This is a genomic window from Streptomyces sp. NPDC001717 (assembly GCF_042892775.1).
GTDB lineage: Bacteria > Actinomycetota > Actinomycetes > Streptomycetales > Streptomycetaceae > Streptomyces.
Genome location: NZ_JBIAUK010000013.1, coordinates 147,604 through 163,197 on the forward strand (window position 1 = coordinate 147,604; position 15,594 = coordinate 163,197).

Genomic DNA, 15,594 nt, shown 5'->3' on the forward strand with positions numbered 1-15,594 from the left:
AGGACGAACGGGCCGGAGAAGCGAACGGCTGAGCGGCTGACGGCTGTTCATCCCGGGTTCGCGTGGGCGACGCGGCCGGGCCGGGGTCTGACGGCACCCTGGTCCGACCCACCCCCGCCCGCCCCTGGAGACGCACCGATGGCACCGATGCCGCACACCCGACGGTCCCTGATCGGCGGTTCCCTCGCCCTGTCCTCCGCGCTGTTCGCCGTTCCGGCGCTCGCGGCCCCCGCCTTCGCCCGCTCCGGCCGGCCGAACGCGCTCTGGGGCGTGCAGTCGGGCGAGATCACCGCCCACTCGGCCACCGTGTGGACCCGCTCCGACCGCCCCGCGTGGATGTCCGTCGAGACCTCCCCGAGCGAAGCGTTCCGGTACGCCGTGCGCCGCCACCAGGGTCCGCTCCTCGGGCCCTCCTCCGACTTCACCGGGACCACCGTCCTGCGCGACCTCCCGCCCGGCCGGCAGATCCACTACCGGGTGGTCCTGGCCGACCCGGACGACCCGCGCCGCACCTCCGAGCCGGTCCACGGCAGCTTCCGCACCACCCCGGTCTCCCGCCGGCACGACGTGCGCTTCCTGTGGTCAGGGGACCTGGCGGGCCAGGGCTGGGGCATCAACCCCGACCTCGGCGGTTACCGGGTCTTCGAGGAGATGCGCCTGCGCAACCCCGACTTCTTCCTCTTCAGCGGGGACACCATCTACGCCGACGGGCCGATCAAGCCCTCGGCGCCCCTCCGCGACGGCACCACGTGGCGCAACATCACCACCGAGGAGAAGTCGAAGGTCGCGGAGACCCTCGCCGAGTTCCGCGGGAACTTCCGCTACAACCTGCTCGACGACAACCTGCGCGCCTTCAACGCCCAGGTTCCCGTCCTCGCCCAGTGGGACGACCACGAGGTGCGCAACAACTGGTACCCGGGCCAGGTGATCGACGACCCCCGCTACACGGTGCGCGACGCCGACACCCTCGCCGCCCGCGCCCGCCAGGCCTTCGGCGAGTACTTCCCCGTCACCGACCTGCGCGGCGGCCGCGCCGAGGGCCGGATGTACCGCGTGATGCGGTACGGCCCGCTCCTCGACGTCTTCGTACTCGACATGCGCACGTACCGGAACGCCAACTCCCCCGGTACCGCGACCGAAGACCCCATCGGGATCCTCGGCGCCGAACAGCTGGCCTGGCTGCGGCGCGAACTCACCCGTTCCCGGGCCACCTGGAAGGTGATCGCCTCCGACATGCCGCTCGGCATCGTCGTCCCCGACGGCGCGACGAACTTCGAGGCCGTGGCCCAGGGCGATCCCGGCGCCCCGCTGGGTCGCGAGCTCCAGATCGCCGAACTGCTGCGCCACATCAAGCACCAGCGCATCACCGGCACGGTCTGGCTCACCGCCGACGTGCACTACACCGCCGCCAACCACTACGCGCCGGAGCGGGCGGCCTTCGCCGACTTCGCGCCGTTCTGGGAGTTCGTCTCGGGGCCCATCGGTGCGGGCGGCTTCCCCGCCGGCCGGCTCGACGCGACCTTCGGCCCGGAGACGGCCTTCGTCCAGTCGGCGCCGTTCGCCAACATGTCCCCCTCGGAGAACCCGCCCTACTACGGCGAGGTCGACATCGACGGAGCCGGCGGGGAACTCACCGTCCGACTGCGGCGCCAGGGAGGTGGCGTACTGTTCACCAAGACGCTCCAGCCGGGCCGGGTGGGCCAGTGAAGCCGGCAGGTCCACGGAAATGCCCCGGAAAACTGGGTGAAATCGGCCAGATGGACACTTAACCAGTCGGTCACAGATCGTTCGTGATCACGCAACACCCCTCCGTCACAGTGGTGTGCATGACTGATCGTGATCTTTCCTCTGCCCAGCGTTCCCACCGCCACCACTGGCGCCGTGACGTCGTCGAGCTCGCCGCCCTCTTCTGCGCCGTCGCGGTCGCCGACGGCATCGCGAATCTCGTCGTGCACGGCCCCAGGGGCCCGGTCCTGCTCGTCGCCTCGGCCGTCGCACTCCTCGTCACCGCGGCCTTCCACACGTGGTGGGCCCGGCGACACAGCCATGCGCCGCCGCCGGACACCGGGCCGTCGGCCGCCCCTGCCGCGGGCAGGGGCGCCCGTGCGCGTGCCGGTGCCGGCACCGGCGCGGCCCCCACCGCCGACGCGCCGACCGCCACCCTGTGGCGGATGCGCACGACCGTACGGGACGAGCCCGGCTCCCTCGCCGCCCTCTGCACCGCCCTCGCCCACAACGGCGTCGACATCCTCACGCTCCAGACACACCCGCTCCCCGAGGGCGGCACGGTCGACGAGTTCCTGCTGCGGGCGCCGCAGGAGCTGCCGTCCGCCGACCTCACCCGCGCCATCGCGCTGGCCGGCGGGCACAGCACCTGGATCGAGCGCGCCGACGCCCACGACCTGGTCGACACCCCGACCCGGGTCCTGGGCCTGGCCACCCGCACCGCCCTCGACGCCGCCGAACTGCCCCTGGCACTGCGCCAGCTGCTCGGCCGCTGCACCATCCACTCCATCCCGGCGACCACCCTCTCCGGCCGCCCCAACGCGGGCGCCGACGCCCCGGTGGAAGGGGTCCTGGAGGCCACCGTCATGCGGCTGCGCGACCCCTCGGGCGGTGCGATCACCGTGGAGCGCCCCTACCTCCCCTTCACCCCGACCGAATTCGCCCGCGCCCGCGCCCTCGTCGAGCTCGACGCCCGCCTCGGTCCCCGTGTTCCGCGCAGCCTCGACGTACTGACCCTGCCCGAGGGCAACGAGGTCACCGTGCGCCGCGCCGACGGCTCCGACCTGACCGCCGCCCGCGCGATGCACGACCGCTGCTCCGAGCGCACCCTGTCGCTGCGCTACCACGGCCCCGTCCTCGACGCGGACCGCTACCTGGGCCACCTGCTCAGCCCCCGGTTCGGCCGCACCCTGGCCGCCACCACCGCCTCCGGCAGGCTCGTGGCCCTCGGCCACCTGCTGTGGGACGGCGACGAGACCGAGGTCGCGCTCCTCATCGAGGACGACTGGCAGCGCCGCGGCATCGGCTCCGAGCTGTTGCGCAGGCTCCTCGCGATGGCCGTCGAGGCCGGCTGCGACAGCGTGTACGCCGTCACCCAGGCCTCCAACACCGGCATGGTCGCCGCCATGCGCGGGCTCGGCCTCCCCCTCGACTACCAGATCGAGGAGGGCACCCTCGTGATCACGGCCCGGCTGGACGCGACCCCCGTCAGCTCGCGCCTGCCGTACGACGTCACCCACGAGGGTGGGAACGAGCTCCCGCGCCGCGAACCGCAGCCCCCGCTCAACCACCACTGATCCCACCCACCCGCCACGACCGGCGACAACCGGCCACAACCGGCTCCCACGGAACGCCCCTTTCGCCCCGACCTGCACCCCGACCCGCACACGACGCGGCGGCCGATCCGCCGCCCGCCAGGGCCGCGTGCGGGTCGGCGGCATTTCCGAAAGCGGCCACGGTCAGCAGACTGAAGCCAAACGGTGATGACGTAGCCCCGTCTTGCGTACGAAGATGGCCGTATGTCAGAGATCTCCAACAACGGCAGCACTCCGAAGCTGCCCCGCCAGGTGGCCGACGCGTACGTCGACGACCTCATCGCCCTCGATCCGATCACGGGCACCTACCTCGGTGTCGCCCAGAGCTCCGGCAAACTCCCGGACTTCTCTCCGGCCGGCCGCGCGGCCGTCGCCGAACTGGCCCGCACCACCCTCGCCCTGCTCGACGCCGCCGAGGAACTGCCCGGCGCCGACAGCGACGCCGAGCGCCGCTGCGGCCGACTGCTGCGCGAGCGTCTGAACGCCGAACTCGCGGTGCACGCCGCCGACGAGGACCTCTGCGCGGTCAGCAACATCCACAGCCCGGCGCACGCCGTCCGCGAGGTCTTCACCCTGACCCCGTCCGACACCGACGAGGACTGGGCGGCCATCGCCGAGCGACTGCGCGCCGTGCCCTCCTGCCTCGGCGGCTACCGCGAGAGCCTGGCCCTCGGCTTGGAGCGCGGCCTGTACGGCGGCCCCCGCGCCACCACCACCATGATCGGCCAGCTCACCGCCTGGGCCGGGCAGGACGGCGAAGAGCCCGCCTTCTTCGAGGACTTCGTCTCGGGCGGCCCCGAGGCCCTGCGCGCCGAACTGGACGGGGCGGCCGGCGCCGCGACGGCCGCCCTCGCCGAACTCCGCGACTGGATGCGCGACGTGTACGCCCCGGCCGTCGAGGGCAAGCCCGACACCGTGGGTCGCGAGCGGTACGCCCGCTGGTCGCGCTACTTCAACGGCACGGACCTGGACCTGGACGAGGCGTACGCCTACGGCTGGTCCGAGTACCACCGCCTGCTCGCCGAGATGAAGGCCGAGGCCGCCAAGATCCTCCCGGGCGCGGGCCCCTGGGAGGCGCTGAAGCACCTGGACGAGCACGGCACCCACATCGAGGGCGTCGACGAGGTCCAGGCCTGGCTCCAGGGACTCATGGACGAGGCCATCGAGAACCTCGACGGCACCCACTTCGAACTCGCCGAGCGGGTCAAGCGGGTGGAGTCGAAGATCGCCCCTCCGGGCGGCGCGGCGGCTCCGTACTACACGAACCCCTCCGAGGACTTCTCCCGTCCGGGCCGCACCTGGCTGCCCACGATGGGGCAGACCCGCTTCCCGATCTACGACCTGGTCTCCACCTGGTACCACGAGGGCGTCCCCGGCCACCACCTGCAGCTCGCGCAGTGGACGCACGTCGCGGACCAGCTGTCCCGCTACCAGGCCAGTGTGGGTCTCGTCAGCGCCAACGCCGAGGGCTGGGCGCTGTACGCGGAGCGCCTGATGGACGAGCTGGGCTACCTCAAGGACGCGGAGCAGCGCCTGGGTTACCTGGACTGCCAGATGATGCGCGCGGCGCGGGTCATCGTGGACATCGGCATGCACCTGGGCCTGGAGATCCCGGCGGACTCGCCGTTCCACCCGGGCGAGCGGTGGACGGTGGACCTGGCGCAGGAGTTCTTCGGCCTGCACAGCGGCCGGCCGGGCGACTTCGTCGAGAGCGAGGTGACCCGCTACCTGTCGATGCCGGGGCAGGCCATCGGTTACAAGCTGGGCGAGCGCGCCTGGCTGCTGGGCCGCGACAACGCGCGGGCCGCGCGCGGCGAGTCCTTCGACCTGAAGGCCTGGCACATGGCGGCGCTGTCGCAGGGCTCGCTGGGTCTGGACGACCTGGTGGACGAGCTGTCCAAGCTCTGAGGCCGTGACGAACACGGACGGGCCGCTCATCTCCTCCAGGGGTGAGCGGCCCGTCCGCGTGTGCCGGACCCGGCCCGTAAGGCGTACACGTCAGCAGCCGCAGTCGTCCGAGTCGGTGGGCGCGGTCAGCGGGTCGGCCTCGGCGCGCTGCTGGTTGCCCTGCCAGGTCTCGACCTCGAAGCCCTCCCGGATCCAGTACTCGATGCCGCCGAGCATCTCCTTGACCTGGAAGCCGAGTTCGGCCAGGGCCAGGGCGGAGCGGGTGCCGCCGTTGCAACCGGGGCCCCAGCAGTACGTCACCACGGGCACGTTCTTGTCCAGGAGCCGCTCGGCCTGCTCGGGGATGAGGGCCGTGGGCAGGTGGATCGCGCCGGGCACGTGGGCCTGGTCCCAGGACGGGGTGGAGCGGGAGTCGATCAGCTGGAAGCCGAGCTCGGCGCCCTGCTCGCGGTGGGCCTTGAAGGCGGCGGCGACGTCCGAGACGTCCGCGTGGAAGGCCAGGCTCGCGGCGAAGTACGCGGCGGCAGCGGCCGGGGACGCCGGGGGCACCCGGAGCACGGGGTTGGCGGGGGCGGCGGGGGAAGAGGTGTTCTGCGTCGTCGTCATGACTGGAAATCTACGAGTTGTTGATCAACATCGGAAGTGATTTTCCCCGGCCTTTGGCTTGTCCCACCGGGGAATCCCCTGCTAGATCTGCGGCATGACCGACTATTCCCCTGACGCCACCGACTGGCGGATCCTCGAAGCCCTCCAGCAGGACGGCCGCGCCAGTTTCACCGAGCTCGCCCGCACCGTGTCCATGTCGGCGAGCGCCGTCACCGAGCGGGTCCGCCGGCTGGAGGAGACCGGCATCATCACCGGCTACACGGCGGTGGTGGATCCGGAGAAGCTCGGCAAGGCCATCCTCGCCCTGGTGCGGCTGCGCTATCCGCACGGCAACTACAAGCCGTTCCACGACTTCCTGGACGCCGCCCCGGAGATCCTGGAGGCCCACCACGTCACGGGCGACGACTGCTTCGTGCTGAAGGTCGCGGCCCGCTCGATGGCGCACCTGGAGGAGATCACGGGTCGGATCGCCGGCCTCGGCCCGGTGACGACGAGCATCGTGTACTCGTCCCCGCTTCCGAGGCGCCCGCTCAGCCCGTGAACGCGCCCGCTCAGTCCGTGAACGCGCCCGCTCAGTCCGTGAGCGCCGCCGTGCGGTGGCGCACCACGGAGCCGCCGCGCTGTTTGACGACCTCCAGCTGCGCCTGGACCCGGGTGCGCAGGTCGGCGACGTGGCTGACGATGCCGACGCTGCGGTCCCGTTCGCGCAGCGAGTCCAGTACGTCGAGCACCTCGTCCAACGCCTGGTCGTCGAGGCTGCCGAAGCCCTCGTCGATGAAGAGGGTGTCGAGGCGCATCCCGCCCGCCTCGTCGGTGACCACGTCGGCGAGACCCAGCGCGAGGGCGAGCGAGGCGAAGAAGGTCTCGCCGCCCGACAGCGTGGCCGTGTCCCGCTCGCTGCCGGTCCACGCGTCGACGACGTGCAGGCCGAGCCCGGAGCGCCCCCGTCCGCTCGCCCGGGCGTCGGAGTGCACCAGGGTGTAGCGGCCGCCGGACATGCGCAGCAGCCGTACGGTCGCTGCGGCGGCGACCTGTTCCAGGCGGGCGGCCAGCACATAGGCCTCCAGCCGCATCCTGCGCTCGTTGTCGGCGGAGGTGCCCGCGGTGAGTCCGGCCAGCCGGGCCACCCGGTCGTAGGCCTCGCGCAGCGGGCCCAGGGCGCGCAGTTCGTGCTCCGCCTGCCGGGAGAGCCGGTCGAGCTCCTCGCAGCGGACCCGGGCCGCGTCGAAGGCCGAGCCGGCCGTACGAAGTTTCGCCGCGGCCCGCGCCGCGTAGTTCTCGGCCTCCTCCGGTGCGGCCGGCGGGAGGGCACCGGCCGCGGCGGTGTCGCTCTCCGCGAGCCGGTCGGCCAGCATGACCTCCTCCGCCTGCCAGGCGTCCAGCCGGTGTTGCAGCGCGGTGCGCTCGTAGTCGGGCAGGACCGCCTCGGCCGCGGCCTCGATGGTGTCGAAGCCGGCCTTGAAGGCGGCGTCGGCGAGCTGGTCGTCGGCCTCCTTCAGCCGGGCGGCGGTGGTCTCCGCACGGCGCAGCGCGGTGGCGGCCCCGGAGACGATCCGGACCCGGTCCTCCAGGAGGCGGGTGCGGGCGGCGACCGTGGGCGCCCCCTCCCGCACCTGTGCGAGGGCCTCCTCCAGCGAGGCCTGCTCCCGGTCCAGCGCCTCGCGGCGAGAGGCCCTGGCGGCGGCGCGGCGTTCGGCGTCGAGCCGGTCGGCACTGCGCGCGGCGTGCTCGCGTTCGGCGCGGGCGAGCCGCTCGCGGGCGGTGTGCAGTTCGGCGGCCGCGGCGTGCGCGGCGGCGTGCCGGGCACTCAGGTCGGAGGTCAGGTCGAGGAGTTCGGCGGTGGTGGCGTCCCCGGCGGCGGTCGCCGCCTCCTCGCGGGCCTGCCGGGTGGCGGCGAGGCGCCGTTCGACGTCGGCGCGGGCCTGTTCGGCCCGCTCGAAGACACCGTGGGCGGCGTCCTCCGCGGCGCGGTCCACATGGCCGGGGGCGGGGCGGGCGGGGGCGGGGTGCTCGGCGCAGCCGCACACCGCGCAGGCCTCGCCCGCCACCAGCGCCTCGGCGAGTTCGGCGGCGATCCCGCGCAGCCGGGCCTCCTTCAGCTCCAGCCAGCGTTCCCTGGCGGCAGCGGAATCCTCGCGCAGGGTGAGGAGCTCGCGCTCGGTGCGCTCGGCCTCGGCGGCCAGCTCGTCGCGCCGGCGGGCGAAGTTCAGGTGCATGCGGGCGGGTTCCAGCTTGCCCGCGATCTGCTCGGCGAGGGTCGCGGCCTGCTGGGCGGCGTCCGCCCGCTCCTGCAGCCCGGCCCGGGTGGCGTCCCAGCGCTCGAGCCACTGGGCCGATTCCAGGTGGGCCTCCTCGGCGGCCCGGGACTCCCGTTCCAGGTCGGCCCGTTCGCGGCCGATCTCGGCGCTTCGCTGCTCGTCCCGGCGGGCCGCTCCCAGCGCGCCGAGGTCCCCTCGCAGGTCCCGCTCGATCCCGGCCAGTTGCTCGGCGCCCGCCTCCCTGAACATCGGGGGGAGTTCGGACCGGGCGGCCGTCTCCGCGTGGGCGGCGGCGAGGTGTGCGGCCGAGGCCGCTCCGCGCATCTCCAGCGCGGGGGCGACCAGGGCTCCGCGCCGGGCGCGGTCCAGGAGGGCGCGTACGCGTTCCCGCTCGGGCTCCGCCTCGGCGAGCAGGGCGGCCCGGCGGGTGGTCTCCGCGTGGCGGCGCTGCAGGCGGTCCAGCTCCCGGGCGTCCTCGGCGGCCCGCCGGGCCGCGGCGTACCGGCCCTCGACGGCGGCCAGGGCGTACTCGGCGACGGTGCGCCGCTCGCGGGCGGCACACCGGGCGACGGCCGCCCATGCGCGCACGGCCCCGGCGAGTCCGGGGTCGCCCGGCTGGTGCCCGGGCATGGGCCAGGCCCGCAGGTCGGCACTGTCCCCCGCGGCCTGGGCGAGGCGCTGCGCGGTGTGCAGCACCTTCTCGTCGCCGGCCCGCACCTTGGCCTCGGCGGCCCGGCGGCGCTCGCCGAGCAGGGTCTCGACGGCGGCGAAGCGGCGCGTGTCGAAGAGCCGGCCGAGCAGCCGGCCGCGCGCGGCCTCGTCGGCGCGCAGGAACTTGGCGAACTCCCCCTGCGGCAGCAGCACCACCTGGCAGAACTGCTCGCGGCTCATGCCGAGGAGCTGCTCGATCTCCTCGCCGATCTCCTGGTGGGATCGGCTGAGCGCCTCCCAGCCCTCGCCCGTGCGCTCGCGCAGCCAACTCTGCGCCTTGTCCTTGGTCGTGCCCGTGCCGCGCTTCTTCGGCCGGTCCTGTTCGGGGCGGCGGGTGATCTCCAGGCGCCGCCCGCCCGCGGTGAGTTCGAGGGTGACCTCGGTCGGGGTGTCGGCGGCGGCGTGGTCGCTGCGCAGGCTGGTGCCGGGGGCCTGGCGGGGGCCGGGGACGGAGCCGTACAGCGCGTAGCAGACGGCGTCGAGGACGGAGGTCTTGCCGGCGCCGGTGGGCCCGTGCAGCAGGAAGATCCCGGCGCCGGACAGGGCGTCGAAGTCGATCTCCTGGGGCTCGGCGAAGGGCCCGAAGGCGGTGACCGCCAGCCGGTGCAGCCTCATCGGTGGATCTCCTGGCGGCTGTCGTCGGTCCGTACGTCGTCGAAGGCGCTGCGCAGCACGGCGCGCTCGGCCTCGTCCGCGTGTCCGCCGCCGCGCACGTGGGCCACGAAGTCCTCGGCGATCTCCTGGTCGCTGCGGCCGCGCAGCCGCTGGGCGTAGGAGGTGCCGGTCTCCTCCTCGCGGCCCTCGGGGTCGAAGGCGAGGCTGAGGGTGTGCGGGAAGCGGGTGACGAGCCGGGCCATGGGGTCGTCGGGCCGGACCGGGTCGGTGAGGGTCGCCTCGACCCAGGCGTCCTCGTACGCCGTGTGCGCCGGGTCTTCGAGCAGGGTCTCCAGCGGCCCGCGCAGTCGGGCGAGAGCTCGGGGCACGGGGGTGTCGATCCGCTCGGCGCGGGTGATCTCCCCTTCCGCGCCCAGTTCGACGAGCCACATGGTCTTGCGGTGGTCGGCCTCGGAGAACGAGTAGGCGAGGGGGGAACCGGAGTAGCGGACCCGTTCGTTGATCGTCTGGCAGCCGTGGAGGTGGCCGAGGGCCGCGTAGTCCACTCCGTCGAAGACGGAGGCGGGCACGGCCTCGACCCCGCCCACGGAGATGTCGCGCTCGCTGTCGCTGGCCTGTCCGCCGGTGACGAAGGCGTGGGCGAGTACGACGGAGCGGGTGCCGGGCTCGCGGCCGGCGAGATCGGCCCGGATCCGCTCCATGGCCGCGCCCAGCACGGCTTCGTGGCTGACCTTCTGCGCCGCGAACTCGTCCTTGACCAGAGCCGGTTCCAGGTACGGCAGCCCGTAGAAGGCCACGTCGCCGTGTACGTCGGCCAGCACCACGGGGTCGGCGCAGCCGGCCGGGTCGGTCCTGAGGTGGATCCCGGCCCGGTCGATGAGCCCCGCCCCGACCCCGAGGCGGCGGGCGGAGTCGTGGTTCCCGGAGATCATCACGGTGGGCACGCCGAGTTCGGCGAGCCGGTGCAGGGCCCGGTCGTACAGTTCGACGGCGGGCAGCGGGGGCACGGCGCGGTCGTAGACGTCACCGGCGACGAGGACGGCGTCGACCTCGTGCTCCCGGACGGTCTCGACGAGGTGGTCGACGAAGGCCGACTGGGCGCCGAGCAGGTTCACGCGGTGGAAGGACCGGCCGAGGTGCCAGTCGGAGGTGTGCAGGAACTTCACTCGCCGGTCCGCCCGCACATGCCGTGTCCCCCTGATCGTCTTCCGCTCGCCTGACCCCTCTACGCTAACCCGTCCCGGGGGCGCTCAGGGCGCGTACGTCTCACCGCCGAGCGTGAGGGTGGCGCTGCCCGCCGTGCTGTCGGCGAGCCAGGCCTCGAAGCCGGGCAGGTCCGCCTCCGGCAGGGCGACCTCTATCTCCACGGCGGCCCCGTAGCGCAGGTCCACGACGGTGCGGCCGGTGGAGCGGAGGTCGTTCTGGGTCTTTCCGGCCCGCTGGTGGTCGACGGTCACGGTGGCCAGCCGGTAGCGGCGCCGGGTGACGGTGCCGAGCGCGTCGAGCGCCTCGCCGACGACGCCGCCGTACGCCCTGATCAGGCCACCGGCGCCGAGCTTGACGCCGCCGTAGTAGCGGGTGACCACGGCGACGGCGTACCGGATGTCCCGGCGCATGAGCATCTGCAGCATCGGCACCCCGGCGGTGCCGCCGGGCTCGCCGTCGTCACTGGCCTTCTGCACGGCGGCGTCGGCGCCGATCACGTAGGCGAAGCAGTTGTGCGAGGCGGTGGGGTGCTCCTTGCGGATGCGCGCGACGAAGTCCTGCGCCTCCTGTTCGGTCGCGGCGGGCGCGAGCGAGCACAGGAAGCGCGAGCGGTTGATCTCGGACTCGTGCAGGCCCTCCCGGGCCACCGTCACATACTGGTCTGCCTTCACTTCTCCACCCTAATCCGTGGTTAAGAGCGGTCCGGCCGGAGGAGAAGCAGGTGGGCTGTTCGAGCGCCAAGGCTGTCACGTCTGTCTCCACCCAGGTTTTCGAGGCCTTCCCGTAGATCGGTGGGCGGTCCCGGCTGGCCTCTGCCGCCCCGAGGCCCACCAGCTCCTCAAGCTGGCCCCGACGCCGACCAAGGCCGCTCACGTAACGCGAGCGCAGCTCCAGGCCGCGCTCAAGCGGGCCGGCTGGCAGCGGGGTATTGCCGCCGAGGCCGAGCGGCTCCGCGAGGTCTTCCGAGCGGACTGGGCCCACCGGCCGTAGCTGGTCGAGGACGCACTGGGCAAGCAGATGCTCGCTCTCCTGGTCCAACTGGAGGCAGCATGCACCGCAGCCGACAACCTCGCCGAAGCGGTCGAGGAAGCATTCCCTCAGCACCCTGACGCCAAGATCATCCTCAGCTTTCCCGGCCTCGGTATCCAGCTCGGCGCATGACCGCCTCAACCACGCCGGATACCTCTGGGTCTCGCGATCACCGCCTCACCCGGCGCCAAAGCCCACTACCGACGCCGCCGCGACAACCACGCAGACTGGCACGCCGCCGCCCAGCGCAACCTCTTCAACCGCATGATCGGCCGGCTCTACCACTGCCTCCAGCAGGACCAGCGGTATGACGAGGAGCTGGCCTTCCCAGCCCCACCCGCCGAGATGGGCACAGCGGCCGCCTAGCCTGAGGTTGCTTGCTGGTCCGGGGACCGCACCCAGGGGGCGAAGCGCTGATCCGGGTCTGCGTCCTCGCGCCAGTACCGCAGGACGAATTCCTGGACGACCTCGAACCGCTCGGCTGCGATCAGGCACGAGACCGGCTCCTGCCCGCCCGCGTCGGCCTCGAAGGCGACCACGACGGGCGGCCTTTCGCCGACCTGACGCGTGACTCTGAGGACCTCGTCCGCGGTCGGTGCACGGAAGATCGGATCGGAGAACATCGCCGGGCAGCAGACGAAGAACGGATCGCCGAAGACCAGTTCCAGGCCGTGGTGGTAAGCCAGGTCGTGGCCGGCAGCAAGCTTGAGCTGCCCGCTGTTCCAGGCGACCACGTCCCAGTCCCACCAGTTCCCTTCGGGGAGCTGGATCGCGGCATGCGTGCCTTCGATGTCCACCCGCGCCCCCTTGCTCGTTCGAACAGATCGACAGGCTACACAGCGGTTGTGACCGGTCGACTTGACGAGTTAGAGCCCGGAGGTGTCTACGGGGAAGACGACGTGCGGTTTTTCCGTTGAGCAGTCGGGGTCCGGCACCGGTCGGACCGGTCAGACCAGCAGGAGGCGGCACGCGTGTACGGCGACCCGGCAACCATCCGCAAGATCCTCACCGAGCTCGGGGACACCTGGGCCGTCGTGGGCCTGTCCAACAACCAGGACCGGGCCGCGTACGGGGTGGCCCGTGTGCTCAAGCAGTTCGGCAAGCGCGTGGTCCCGGTGCACCCGAAGGCCGAGACGGTGCACGGCGAGCCCGGGTACGCCTCGCTGGAGGAGATCCCGTTCAAGGTGGACGTGGTGGACGTCTTCGTGAACAGCGCCCTGGCCGGGGCGGTCGCCGACTCCGCGGTCGCCGCCGGTGCGGAGGCCGTCTGGTTCCAGCTGAACGTGGTCGACGAGGCGGCCTTCGCCCGTACCCGTGAGGCGGGGCTGGACATGGTCATGGACCGCTGCCCGGCGATCGAGATCCCGGCCCTCTAGCCGCCGGCCCCGGGACCGGCGGCACGACCGGCAGCGGCCACGGGCGGCCGGTCAGTTCCGGGGCTCGGCCGTCCGGGCGGGCGCGGTGGCGTGGGCGGGAGCCGGTACCGGGGCCGACACCGGCGGGACCGACACGGCGAGGGTCATCTCCATCGGTACGGTGCCGTCGTTGCGGTAGGCGTGCGGGAGGTTGGCCTCGAAGGTGGCCGCGGCTCCGGCCGGGACGTGGAACTCCTCCTCGCCCACCACCAGCGTCAGGTCCCCCGCGGTGACGTGGAGCATCTCGATGGTGCCGGAGGGGTGCGCGGCCGATTCCGTGCCCTCGCCGGGCACGAGGTGCCAGGCCCACAGTTCCATCGGCCCGCGCTCGTCGGTGCCGATCAGCATCGTCGTCGAGCTGCCCGCCTCGCTGGACCAGATCCGCACCGTCTGGCCGGGCTCGACGATCCGCACCTGCGGACCCCTGTCGTGGTCCAGCAGTGTGGAGATGCTGACCCCGAGCGCGTCGGCCAGCTTCACCGTCGTGCCGACGCTCGGGTTCGTGCGGGCCTGCTCGATCTGGATGATCATCCCCCGGCTGACTCCCGAGCGGGCTGCCAACGAGTCCAGGGTGAATCCGCGCTCACCGCGCCAGCGCTTGAGGTTCCGTGCGAGTGCCTGGGTGAGCTCTTCGAGATCCGACACATTCCGTCCAATATTTTGGATGACACAGTCCAGTGGAATGAACTACCGTGCGGAGTGTTTGATGCTGCACCCCACCGTTCATCACACTGTACTGCGAGGCCCGCCATGACCGCCCTCTTCGCCCTGGCCACAGCCGTGCTGTGGGGCCTGGCCGACTTCGGCGGCGGGCTGCTGACCCGCCGGATACCCGCGCTCACGGTGGTCGTGGTCTCGCAGATCGCCGCCGTGGTCGTGCTCGGTGCCGTGGTCCTCGGCACGGGAGCCTGGCGGGAGGCCGGCCCGCAGTTGTGGTTCGCGGTCGGCGCGGGTCTCGTCGGGCCGGTGGCCATGCTCAGCTTCTACAAGGCCCTGGCCCTCGGCCCCATGGGCGTGGTCTCCCCGCTCGGCTCCCTCGGCGTGGTCGTGCCGGTCGGCGCGGGGCTGCTGCTGGGCGAGCGTCCCGGCCCCGGCCAGTTCGCGGGGATCGCGGTGGCCGTCGTCGGCATCGTCCTCGCGGGCGGACCGGAGCTGCGCGGCGCACCCGTCCAGCGGCGGGCCGTGGTCCTCACGCTCGTCGCCGCCTTCGGGTTCGGCGCGGTGATGGCCCTGATCGCGCAGGCCTCCGCCACGGTGACCGGGCTGTTCCTGGCGCTGTTCGTCCAGCGCGTCACCAACGTCGCCGTCGGCGGCGCCGCCCTGTGGGCGCAGACCCGTCGCGGCATCCCGGCCCTGCCCGAGGGCTCCGACCTGCGGATCCTGTGGGGGCTGCTGCCCGCGCTCGCCTTCGTCGGCCTCGCGGACGTCGCGGCGAACGGCACCTACTCCGTCGCCGCCCAGAACGGCCCGGTCACGGTGGCCGCGGTGCTGTCCTCGCTCTACCCGGTGATCACCGCACTCGCCGCCTTCGCCGTGCTCAAGGAACGACTGCGCACCGTACAGGCGGCCGGCGCCGGCCTCGCCCTCGCCGGAACGGTTCTCCTCGCGGCCGGCTGAGGAACCGGGGCCCGGTCCGAAAGACTGGCCCTAGCCCTGCTCGACCTCCGCCAGCCGCGCCAGCCCGCGCAGCTGCTCCGGCGTCATCCCGTCCGGGATCGGCACGGGCGCCGGGGTCCGCAGCGGCGGCTGCCAGCCGGTCTCCGGCTGCCACCTGCGGACGATGCGCGCCGGCGCGCCCGCCACCACGGCGTGGTCCGGCACCTCACCCCGTACGACGGCCCCCGCGGCCACCACGACGTTGCGGCCGAGCCGGGCGCCCGGCAGGATCACCGCGCCGGTGCCGAGCCAGCACCCCGGACCGATCTCCACCGGCGCGCTGCGCGGCCACTGCCTGCCCACGGGCTCGTGCGGATCGTCGTAGCTGTGGTTCGTGGACGTGATGTAGACCCCGGGGCCGCAGAAGGTGTTGGCCTCGATGGTGATCCGGGCGTCGGCGATGACGTGGCTGCCCCGGCCGAGGACGACCCCGTCGCCGAGCACGAGCATGGGCTCCGCGCCCAGGTCGAGGTCCGGCATCATGCCGGCCGTGAGGGTGACCTGTTCGCCGATGATGCAGTGCTCGCCGAGGCGGATCCACTGCTCGCCGAAGACCGTGCCCTGCGGGAAGGCGAGCCGGGTGCCGTGCCCGATCGCACCGAACCGCAGGCGTCCCGGGGTCTGCGCCGTGACGGCGCCGGCCTGCTGCATCCAGCGCCAGCCGGCGTGGACCGCGCGGTTCGCCAGCCGACGGCGCAGGGCCGTCAGGGATGAGAACGTGTTCTGGTTCTTCGGCACCCGGCCACGGTAGTGCGCCGGGCGCCGGTCGTCCGGGCCACGATCCTGTGATCTTCACCCCATCGCGGGTGCGGGGACCTCCGTGCCCTACGGTGCTGTGAGCGCGGCAGCGGCATCCGGAGAGACGAAGGA

13 protein-coding genes are annotated in these 15,594 nt (G+C 73.0%); 6 read left to right on the forward strand and 7 right to left on the reverse strand.

Going from position 1 to position 15,594, the window contains the following annotated elements:
- Positions 1-138 precede the first annotated feature (138 nt).
- The 3 genes from ACFYZL_RS21980 to ACFYZL_RS21990 all read left to right on the forward strand — a co-directional run bounded on the left by ACFYZL_RS21980 (position 139) and on the right by ACFYZL_RS21990 (position 5,228).
- Positions 139-1,707: an alkaline phosphatase D family protein gene (locus tag ACFYZL_RS21980; RefSeq protein ID WP_384758848.1), complete on the forward strand. Its 1,569-nt coding sequence runs from the start codon at positions 139-141 to the stop codon at positions 1,705-1,707.
- Positions 1,708-1,826: 119 nt separating this feature from the next.
- On the forward strand, positions 1,827-3,302 hold the full coding sequence (locus tag ACFYZL_RS21985) for a GNAT family N-acetyltransferase (protein ID WP_388681051.1): 1,476 nt from the start codon (positions 1,827-1,829) through the stop codon (positions 3,300-3,302).
- Between the two features lie 222 nt (positions 3,303-3,524).
- Complete coding sequence (locus ACFYZL_RS21990) at positions 3,525-5,228, forward strand: DUF885 domain-containing protein (protein ID WP_388681054.1); 1,704 nt, start codon at positions 3,525-3,527, stop codon at positions 5,226-5,228.
- A gap of 90 nt (positions 5,229-5,318) precedes the next feature.
- Here the strand turns inward: ACFYZL_RS21990 and ACFYZL_RS21995 are convergent, their stop codons facing one another.
- A complete protein-coding gene (locus ACFYZL_RS21995) occupies positions 5,319-5,834 on the reverse strand; it encodes a rhodanese-like domain-containing protein (protein ID WP_384751687.1) in 516 nt (171 codons plus the stop codon).
- Between the two features lie 94 nt (positions 5,835-5,928).
- Between ACFYZL_RS21995 and ACFYZL_RS22000 the strand changes: the two genes are divergently transcribed.
- The gene (locus tag ACFYZL_RS22000) at positions 5,929-6,375 is read left to right on the forward strand and encodes an Lrp/AsnC family transcriptional regulator (RefSeq protein WP_384751684.1); all 447 of its coding nucleotides are present in this window, start codon (positions 5,929-5,931) and stop codon (positions 6,373-6,375) included.
- 31 nt (positions 6,376-6,406) lie between these two features.
- Here the strand turns inward: ACFYZL_RS22000 and ACFYZL_RS22005 are convergent, their stop codons facing one another.
- The 4 genes from ACFYZL_RS22005 to ACFYZL_RS22020 all read right to left on the reverse strand — a co-directional run bounded on the left by ACFYZL_RS22005 (position 6,407) and on the right by ACFYZL_RS22020 (position 12,450).
- Positions 6,407-9,418, reverse strand: coding sequence for an AAA family ATPase (locus ACFYZL_RS22005; RefSeq protein ID WP_388681058.1), 3,012 nt, complete (start codon positions 9,416-9,418; stop codon positions 6,407-6,409).
- Positions 9,415-10,584, reverse strand: coding sequence for an exonuclease SbcCD subunit D (locus tag ACFYZL_RS22010; protein WP_388681061.1), 1,170 nt, complete (start codon positions 10,582-10,584; stop codon positions 9,415-9,417). Before ACFYZL_RS22010 ends, ACFYZL_RS22005 begins: the two co-directional genes overlap by 4 nt.
- 84 nt (positions 10,585-10,668) lie before the next feature.
- Entirely contained in the window at positions 10,669-11,295 is a 627-nt protein-coding gene (locus ACFYZL_RS22015) for a YigZ family protein (protein WP_384751675.1), read from the reverse strand.
- A gap of 720 nt (positions 11,296-12,015) precedes the next feature.
- Positions 12,016-12,450 (reverse strand): hypothetical protein, encoded by a 435-nt coding sequence (locus ACFYZL_RS22020; RefSeq protein WP_388681065.1) that lies wholly within the window; start codon positions 12,448-12,450, stop codon positions 12,016-12,018.
- 174 nt (positions 12,451-12,624) lie between these two features.
- On the opposite strand from ACFYZL_RS22020, the gene ACFYZL_RS22025 reads away from it, so the two are divergent.
- Positions 12,625-13,029 carry a CoA-binding protein gene (locus tag ACFYZL_RS22025; protein WP_376657093.1) on the forward strand — a complete coding sequence of 135 codons (405 nt, stop codon included), beginning with the start codon at positions 12,625-12,627 and terminating at the stop codon, positions 13,027-13,029.
- Positions 13,030-13,080: 51 nt separating this feature from the next.
- Here ACFYZL_RS22025 and ACFYZL_RS22030 read toward each other — a convergent pair whose 3' ends face one another.
- Positions 13,081-13,713 (reverse strand): helix-turn-helix domain-containing protein, encoded by a 633-nt coding sequence (locus tag ACFYZL_RS22030; RefSeq protein ID WP_384751672.1) that lies wholly within the window; start codon positions 13,711-13,713, stop codon positions 13,081-13,083.
- A 105-nt stretch (positions 13,714-13,818) separates the two neighbouring features.
- On the opposite strand from ACFYZL_RS22030, the gene ACFYZL_RS22035 reads away from it, so the two are divergent.
- Positions 13,819-14,685, forward strand: coding sequence for an EamA family transporter (locus ACFYZL_RS22035; protein ID WP_388681069.1), 867 nt, complete (start codon positions 13,819-13,821; stop codon positions 14,683-14,685).
- Positions 14,686-14,715: 30 nt separating this feature from the next.
- Here ACFYZL_RS22035 and ACFYZL_RS22040 read toward each other — a convergent pair whose 3' ends face one another.
- Positions 14,716-15,462 carry an acyltransferase gene (locus ACFYZL_RS22040; protein WP_384581859.1) on the reverse strand — a complete coding sequence of 249 codons (747 nt, stop codon included), beginning with the start codon at positions 15,460-15,462 and terminating at the stop codon, positions 14,716-14,718.
- Positions 15,463-15,594 lie beyond the last annotated feature (132 nt).

Excerpts from the sequence above, each read along its gene's own strand:
- ACFYZL_RS21980 (WP_384758848.1), top strand. The coding sequence starts at position 139 with ATGGCACCGATGCCGCACACCCGACGGTCCCTGATCGGCGGTTCCCTC.
- ACFYZL_RS22035 (WP_388681069.1), top strand. The coding sequence starts at position 13,819 with ATGACCGCCCTCTTCGCCCTGGCCACAGCCGTGCTGTGGGGCCTGGCC.
- ACFYZL_RS22000 (WP_384751684.1), top strand. The coding sequence starts at position 5,929 with ATGACCGACTATTCCCCTGACGCCACCGACTGGCGGATCCTCGAAGCC.
- ACFYZL_RS21985 (WP_388681051.1), top strand. The coding sequence starts at position 1,827 with ATGACTGATCGTGATCTTTCCTCTGCCCAGCGTTCCCACCGCCACCAC.
- ACFYZL_RS22005 (WP_388681058.1), bottom strand. The coding sequence starts at position 9,418 with ATGAGGCTGCACCGGCTGGCGGTCACCGCCTTCGGGCCCTTCGCCGAG.
- ACFYZL_RS21990 (WP_388681054.1), top strand. The coding sequence starts at position 3,525 with ATGTCAGAGATCTCCAACAACGGCAGCACTCCGAAGCTGCCCCGCCAG.
- ACFYZL_RS21995 (WP_384751687.1), bottom strand. The coding sequence starts at position 5,834 with ATGACGACGACGCAGAACACCTCTTCCCCCGCCGCCCCCGCCAACCCC.